Genomic DNA, 5,701 nt, shown 5'->3' with positions numbered 1-5,701 from the left:
CGGTGACAATGCCATCCTCGTTCGCCTTGAGATCGGTGTAGCCGACCTGATTCTTCGCCTGGGCAAGCGTCGAGCGGGCAGCGTCACGCGTCGCCACGGCCTGAGCATAGGTCAGCGTCGCCTGATCGAGCTGCGACTTCGAGGCGAAGCTCTTGGCGTAGAGCTGCTCGGCGCGCTTCTTTGCCAGATCCACCGTTTCGACCTGCCGCTCGGCGGCATCGAGGCTCGCCGCCGCGCTCCTGACCGACAAATCGTAGTCGGAGGGATCGATGCGGGCGAGCACGTCGCCCGAATTCACATGCTGGCCGATATCGACGAGGCGCTCGGTGACCTTGCCGGCGACGCGGAAGCCGAGGTTCATCTCGGTGCGGGCGCGCACCGAGCCGGAATAGTCGAGCTCGCGGGTGGTCTGGGCCTCACCGATCTCGACCACCTTGACTGGCCGGATGATCTCCTTGACCTCGGCCTTCTCTTGGCTGCAGCCGGCGAGCCCGAGAGCGGCGACGATCAGGCCGGCGACCGGCAGCCCGCGGATGATGGAATTGGACAAAGACACCTTAGCACTCCTGACTGGAGATAAACTTGTCGACCGGCGCCCGGCGGGCGGCGGCTATTTCAAGGCTCGGATCGCGTAATCGATGAGATCGTCGGGCATCGCCCGGTTGGTCTTGGCAAGGCACTGCGCCACCATCTGCGGATGGCAAAGGATGACGGTAGCGGCGCCGAAGCAGCGCGACGCGACCACCGGATCCTGGTCCCTGAACTCGCCGGCTTCGATGCCCTGGCGGATCACCTCGGCGAACAGATCGTGGATGCTGTCGACATGCTTGTCGATGACACCCCAGTCGCGCTCGAGCGCGACGATGACCATCTCATGCACCTTCTGGTCATCGAGCATGACTTCCATGGTCATCTTGTACTGCGCATGCACGTAGCGGCGCAGCCGCTCCTCGGCGCTGAGCGGCAAGCGCGAAATCTCGTAGGCCATCTTGTAGCTGGCGCCGAGCATGCGGCCGCAGACGGCCTGGTGGATTTCGACCTTGGAGGCAAAGAAACGATAGATGTTGGCCGGCGACATGCCGAGCTCGCGGGCGATGTCGGCGACATTGGTCTTGCCGTAGCCGTAGTGCCGGAACAGGCGTTCGGCGCAATCGAGGATGCGCGTCACATTTTCCTGGCGGGCGGGGTCGGCCACGATGTTGGCGGCTTCGGACATTAGCTCTCTGTCAAATAACGAGTGACGAATTTCAATTTTCGTCACTCGTAAATCGAAACGAGCGCGATGTCAACGCGGATTCGACGTACGCGTATAATTGGTGACAGATGGTGACAGTGAGGAAAGGTTGGACCCGACGAATGAGTTCGTCTTCCTATGCGAAGCAAGGAGCGAAGCGACGCGGCGCAGACCCTGGGATCAATGCCGTGACGTCGGCCAAAGAATAAAGTCGGATCAAGCAGTTAGCTTGCCAGCGGCGCCATTCGTGCAGGGCTATTCTCGACCGCCGGAGCACGGCCGCAAGGTCACGGCATGGACCCAGGGTTTCCGCAACGTCGCTCCGCGACTGCTTCACCCTAGGATGACGAACTCAGAGGCCCTTCGCCATTTCCCGCAGCCGGAACTTCTGAATCTTCCCGGTCGATGTCTTCGGGATTTCCGTAAACACCACTGCCTTCGGCACCTTGAAGCGGGCGATCAAAGTGCGGCAATGGTCGATGATCTCGGCCTCGGTCGCGCTCTTGCCGGGCTTCAGCTCGACATAGGCGACCGGCACCTCGCCCCATTTGTCATCGGACTTCGCAACGACGCCGCAGGAGGCGACGGCGGCATGTTTGTAGAGCGCGTCCTCGACCTCGATCGAGGAGATGTTCTCGCCGCCGGAAATGATGATGTCCTTGGAGCGATCCTTGAGCTGGATGTAGCCGTCCGGATGCATGACGCCGAGATCGCCTGAGTGGAACCAGCCGCCGGCGAAGGCCTCGTCAGTCGCCTTCATGTTCTTCAGATAGCCCTTCATGACGATGTTGCCGCGGAACATGACCTCGCCGATGGTCTCGCCGTCGGCCGGGGTTTCCGTCATCGTCTGGGGATCCATCACCGTCAGGCCTTCGAGCGAAGCATAGCGCACGCCCTGGCGCGCCTTCTTCGCCGTGCGCGGTCCCTTCTCCAGCTCGTCCCACTCATTGTGCCATTCGTTGACGACAGCCGGCCCGTAGGTCTCGGTCAGGCCGTAGAGATGGGTGACGGCGAAGCCGGCATCGGCCATGCCTGACAGCACGGCCTCCGGCGGCGGCGCGGCCGCCGTGTTGAAGGTGACGGTTTGCGGAAACTGCCGCTTGTCCTCCTCCCTGGCGTTGATCAGCACCGACATCACGATCGGCGCGCCGCACAGATGGGTGACGCCGTGATCGGCAATGGCGTCGTAGATCGGCTTCGGCCGCACCCAGCGCAGGCAGACATGGGTGCCGGCCTGAACGGCCAGCGTCCACGGGAAACACCAGCCGTTGCAGTGGAACATCGGCAGCGTCCACAGATAGACCGCGTGCTTGGCCATGCCGGCATGGATGGTGTTGGTGTAGGCCATCAGCGCTGCGCCGCGATGGTGGTAGACGACGCCTTTGGGATTGCCCGTGGTGCCCGATGTGTAGTTGAGCGAGATGGCGTCCCACTCGTCATCCGGCATCGACCAGGCGAAAGCCTCATCGCCGCCCGCGACGAACTCCTCATAGTCGAGCGTGCCGATCCGCTCGCCCTTCGGATAGGGCGCGTCGGCGGCGTAATCGGGATCGTCATAATCGATGACCAATGGCTTGGCCTTGGCCAATGCCAACGCCTGGCTGACCACGCCGGAGAATTCGCGATCGACGATCAGGACCTTGGTCTCGGCGTGGTCGAGTTGGAATGCAATGACGGCGGCGTCGAGCCTCGTGTTCAGCGAATGCAGCACCGCCCTGGTCATCGGCACGCCGAAATGCGCCTCCAGCATCGGTGGCGTGTTCGACAGCATCACCGTCACCGTATCGCCCTTGCCGATGCCGCGCTTGGCCAGCGCCGAAGCGAGTCTCAGCGAGCGCCGCCAGAAATCGCGATAGGTGATGCGCTGATTGCCATGGATGATGGCGACATGATCGGGATAGGTTTTTGCCGCTCGCTCAAGATAGGTGAGCGGCGTCAGCGGCTGATGGTTGGCGGCGTTCCTGTCGAGATCCTGTTCATAGGGATTGCTCATCCCGTCCTCCCGCTGCGCAAGCTGTAATGTTGCATGATCGACTTCTAATCACAGGCTCCGCGCCTCGTCACCACCAACGATGCCACGACAGGGGGCATTTGGCACAATGGTGATCTAGATTCAGCCGGCGAAAGGGAAACGCATACCTCCACTCGGTTTGACTTTTGTCGAGAGCCGTGAATAATGTCAGCGAGGAGATGGCATGGCAATCCGACCGGCAGAACAGCTTATCCACAAGGCCGCCTGGCTTTACTATGCGCATGGCATGCGCCAGGACGAAGTGGCGAACCAGCTGAAGATTTCACGCGCGTCGGTCGCCATGTATCTGCGCAAGGCGCGCGAGACCGGCATCGTCAACATCTCGACCTCGACCCAGCTGTTCACCGATGACGTCATGGCGCGGAAGCTGGAAGACGCGCTGGAGCTCGACGCCGTCTGGATCGCGCCGGAAAACGCCTATGTCGTCGATCCGTCGACCGACATCGCGGTGCTGGCGGCCAGCGTCTTTCTCGAGCTGGTGAAAAAGGGCGACCGCATCGGCGTCGCTTGGGGCCGCACCGTCTACACCATCGCCGACATCATGTCCTTCGCCGACCTGCAGGACGTGACCGTGGTGCAGCTCTGCGGCAACCTCGGCGCGCCCTACTCCTACCGGCCCGACCAGTGCACGATGGAGATCGCGCGGCGGCTCAATGCCAAGGGGCTGAACTTCTACGCGCCGCTGGTGCTGTCGACGGAAGAGCTGGCGCGGGCCCTGCGCGCCGAGCCTGTGATCCGCGAACAACTGGCAGGCATCAGCGATTGCAGCCTCGCGCTGTTTTCCGTCGGCACCGTCGACGCCGACAGCCATGTCGTCAAATGTGGCGCGCTGACGGTGAGCGAAATGGAAGTGCTGCGCAACGCCGGCGCCGCCGGCGTGATCGCCGGACAGATCATCGACGCCGGCGGCAAGGCGCTCGACTGCAGCTACAACCGCCGGGTCATCTCCGCCGAGCTCGGCTCGCTCGGCGCCATCGAAAAGCGGCTGATGGTGGTGCAGGAGGACAGCAAATTCGAGCCGCTGCTTGCCGCGCTCGCCGGCGGACTCTGCACGCATCTGGTGGTCGGCGCGCGCATGGCGCAGCGGCTGCTGGACCATGCCCGAGCGGTGACCAAGAAGGCTTCCTAGACAAACAATCCTCGCCGCCGGCGCATTGTCATCAAAGCGTCGCGGCATTCCTGTTCACAGCAATCAAAGACATGAAAGCGGACGAAGCGAAATGAAGAACCTGTGGAATGACGGCGACGCGGAAAAGATGGTTGCCGACTATGCCAAGAAGGGCGTCGGCCGCGACCTCGCGCTGCGCGTCTATACGACCCGGCTGCTCGGCGGCGAGCCGCGGCTGGTGCTGCATGGCGGCGGCAACACGTCGTGCAAGATCAAAGCCACGGATCTCATCGGCGACGAGTGGGACGTGCTCTGCGTCAAGGGCAGCGGCTGGGACATGGCCGTCATCGAGCCGCAAGGCCTGCCGGCGGTTAAGATGGGCGCGCTGCTCAAGGCGCGCGCGCTGGAGAGGCTCTCCGACGAAGACATGGTGGCGCTGCAGCGCGCCAACCTCATCGACCCCGGCTCGCCCAATCCCTCGGTCGAAACGCTGCTGCACGCCTTCCTGCCGCACAAATTCGCCTAGCGCCCTGCCGCACGCCGTCCGCGATGAAGCCGGTGACGCGCTCGAGCTGACGGGGAGAGATCAGCGGCCCGATCTCGGTTGCCGGATCGGCGCCGTCGCCGATCCTGAGCTTTGCCGCATGGGCGGCGACCCGCTCGACGAACTCCTCATAGATCGGCTGCTCGACGAAGAGCCGCGAGCCGGCGATGCAGATCTGGCCGGAATTGGCGAAGACCGACATCGCCGCCACCGGCACGGCGCGCTCGATGTCGGCGTCGGCGCAGACGATCACCGGCGACTTGCCGCCAAGCTCCAGCGAAACGCGCTTCATGTTGGAGGCCGAGGCGCGCAGGATGCTTTGGCCAGTCGCGGTGGAGCCGGTGAAGACCACCTTATCGACATCCATATGCGAGGCCAGCGGCGCGCCGGCCTCGGCGCCGGTGCCGGTGACGACGTTGACAACGCCCTCCGGCAGGCCCGCTTCCAGCATGATCTCGGCGATCAGCAGCGGCGTCAGCGGCGCCTCTTCCGAGGGCTTCAGCACGATGGTGCAGCCGGTGGCGAGCGCCGGGCCGATTTTCCAGATCGAGGCGGCGGCAGGCGCGTTCCAGGGAATGATCGCGCCAACGACGCCGACCGGTTCCTTGCGGGTGTAGGACACGATCTCGCCGGGCAGCGAGTTGCCGATCGTCTGCCCGTGAATGGAGGTGGCCATGCCGGCATAGAAGCGCAACATGCCGAGCACGCGGGTCCTGTTGGCCAGCGTGCGCGTGATCGGCATGCCCATATCCGTCGTATCGGAAAGCGCGATCTCTTCCCAAT

5 protein-coding genes and 1 pseudogene are annotated in these 5,701 nt (G+C 63.6%); 2 read left to right on the top strand and 4 right to left on the bottom strand.

All coding sequences use genetic code 11. The annotated features are described in order from the left end of the window. The 3 genes from EN742_RS21835 to EN742_RS21825 all read right to left on the bottom strand — a co-directional run. Window positions 1–556 (bottom strand): efflux RND transporter periplasmic adaptor subunit (locus EN742_RS21835; RefSeq protein ID WP_128333262.1); only part of this gene is annotated, 556 nt, incomplete at its 3' end. Between the two features lie 54 nt (window positions 557–610). Next, entirely contained in the window at window positions 611–1,216 is a 606-nt protein-coding gene (locus tag EN742_RS21830) for a TetR family transcriptional regulator (RefSeq protein ID WP_127405676.1), read from the bottom strand. A 370-nt stretch (window positions 1,217–1,586) separates the two neighbouring features. Beyond that, complete coding sequence (locus tag EN742_RS21825) at window positions 1,587–3,227, bottom strand: acyl-CoA synthetase (protein WP_128333261.1); 1,641 nt, start codon at window positions 3,225–3,227, stop codon at window positions 1,587–1,589. 202 nt (window positions 3,228–3,429) lie between these two features. On the opposite strand from EN742_RS21825, the gene EN742_RS21820 reads away from it, so the two are divergent. Together EN742_RS21820 and EN742_RS21815 are read left to right on the top strand one after the other, a co-directional pair. Further along, a complete protein-coding gene (locus EN742_RS21820) occupies window positions 3,430–4,395 on the top strand; it encodes a sugar-binding transcriptional regulator (protein ID WP_127407074.1) in 966 nt (321 codons plus the stop codon). Between the two features lie 91 nt (window positions 4,396–4,486). After that, window positions 4,487–4,894: pseudogene (locus tag EN742_RS21815) on the top strand (bifunctional aldolase/short-chain dehydrogenase); the annotation flags it as partial. Here the strand turns inward: EN742_RS21815 and EN742_RS21810 are convergent. Continuing rightward, window positions 4,827–5,701, bottom strand: an 875-nt coding sequence (locus EN742_RS21810; RefSeq protein WP_245492374.1) for an aldehyde dehydrogenase family protein, incomplete at its 5' end; no start/stop codon positions are given. The pseudogene EN742_RS21815 and the gene EN742_RS21810 overlap by 68 nt on opposite strands.

Source organism: Mesorhizobium sp. M4A.F.Ca.ET.020.02.1.1 (assembly GCF_004022645.1).
Classification (GTDB): domain Bacteria; phylum Pseudomonadota; class Alphaproteobacteria; order Rhizobiales; family Rhizobiaceae; genus Mesorhizobium.
Note: the sequence above shows the minus strand (reverse complement) of the source record. Positions and strands in the feature narration are given on the sequence as shown.

Coding starts and splice junctions, on each gene's coding strand:
- EN742_RS21820 (WP_127407074.1), top strand. CDS start 3,430: ATGGCAATCCGACCGGCAGAACAGCTTATCCACAAGGCCGCCTGGCTT.
- EN742_RS21825 (WP_128333261.1), bottom strand. CDS start 3,227: ATGAGCAATCCCTATGAACAGGATCTCGACAGGAACGCCGCCAACCAT.
- EN742_RS21830 (WP_127405676.1), bottom strand. CDS start 1,216: ATGTCCGAAGCCGCCAACATCGTGGCCGACCCCGCCCGCCAGGAAAAT.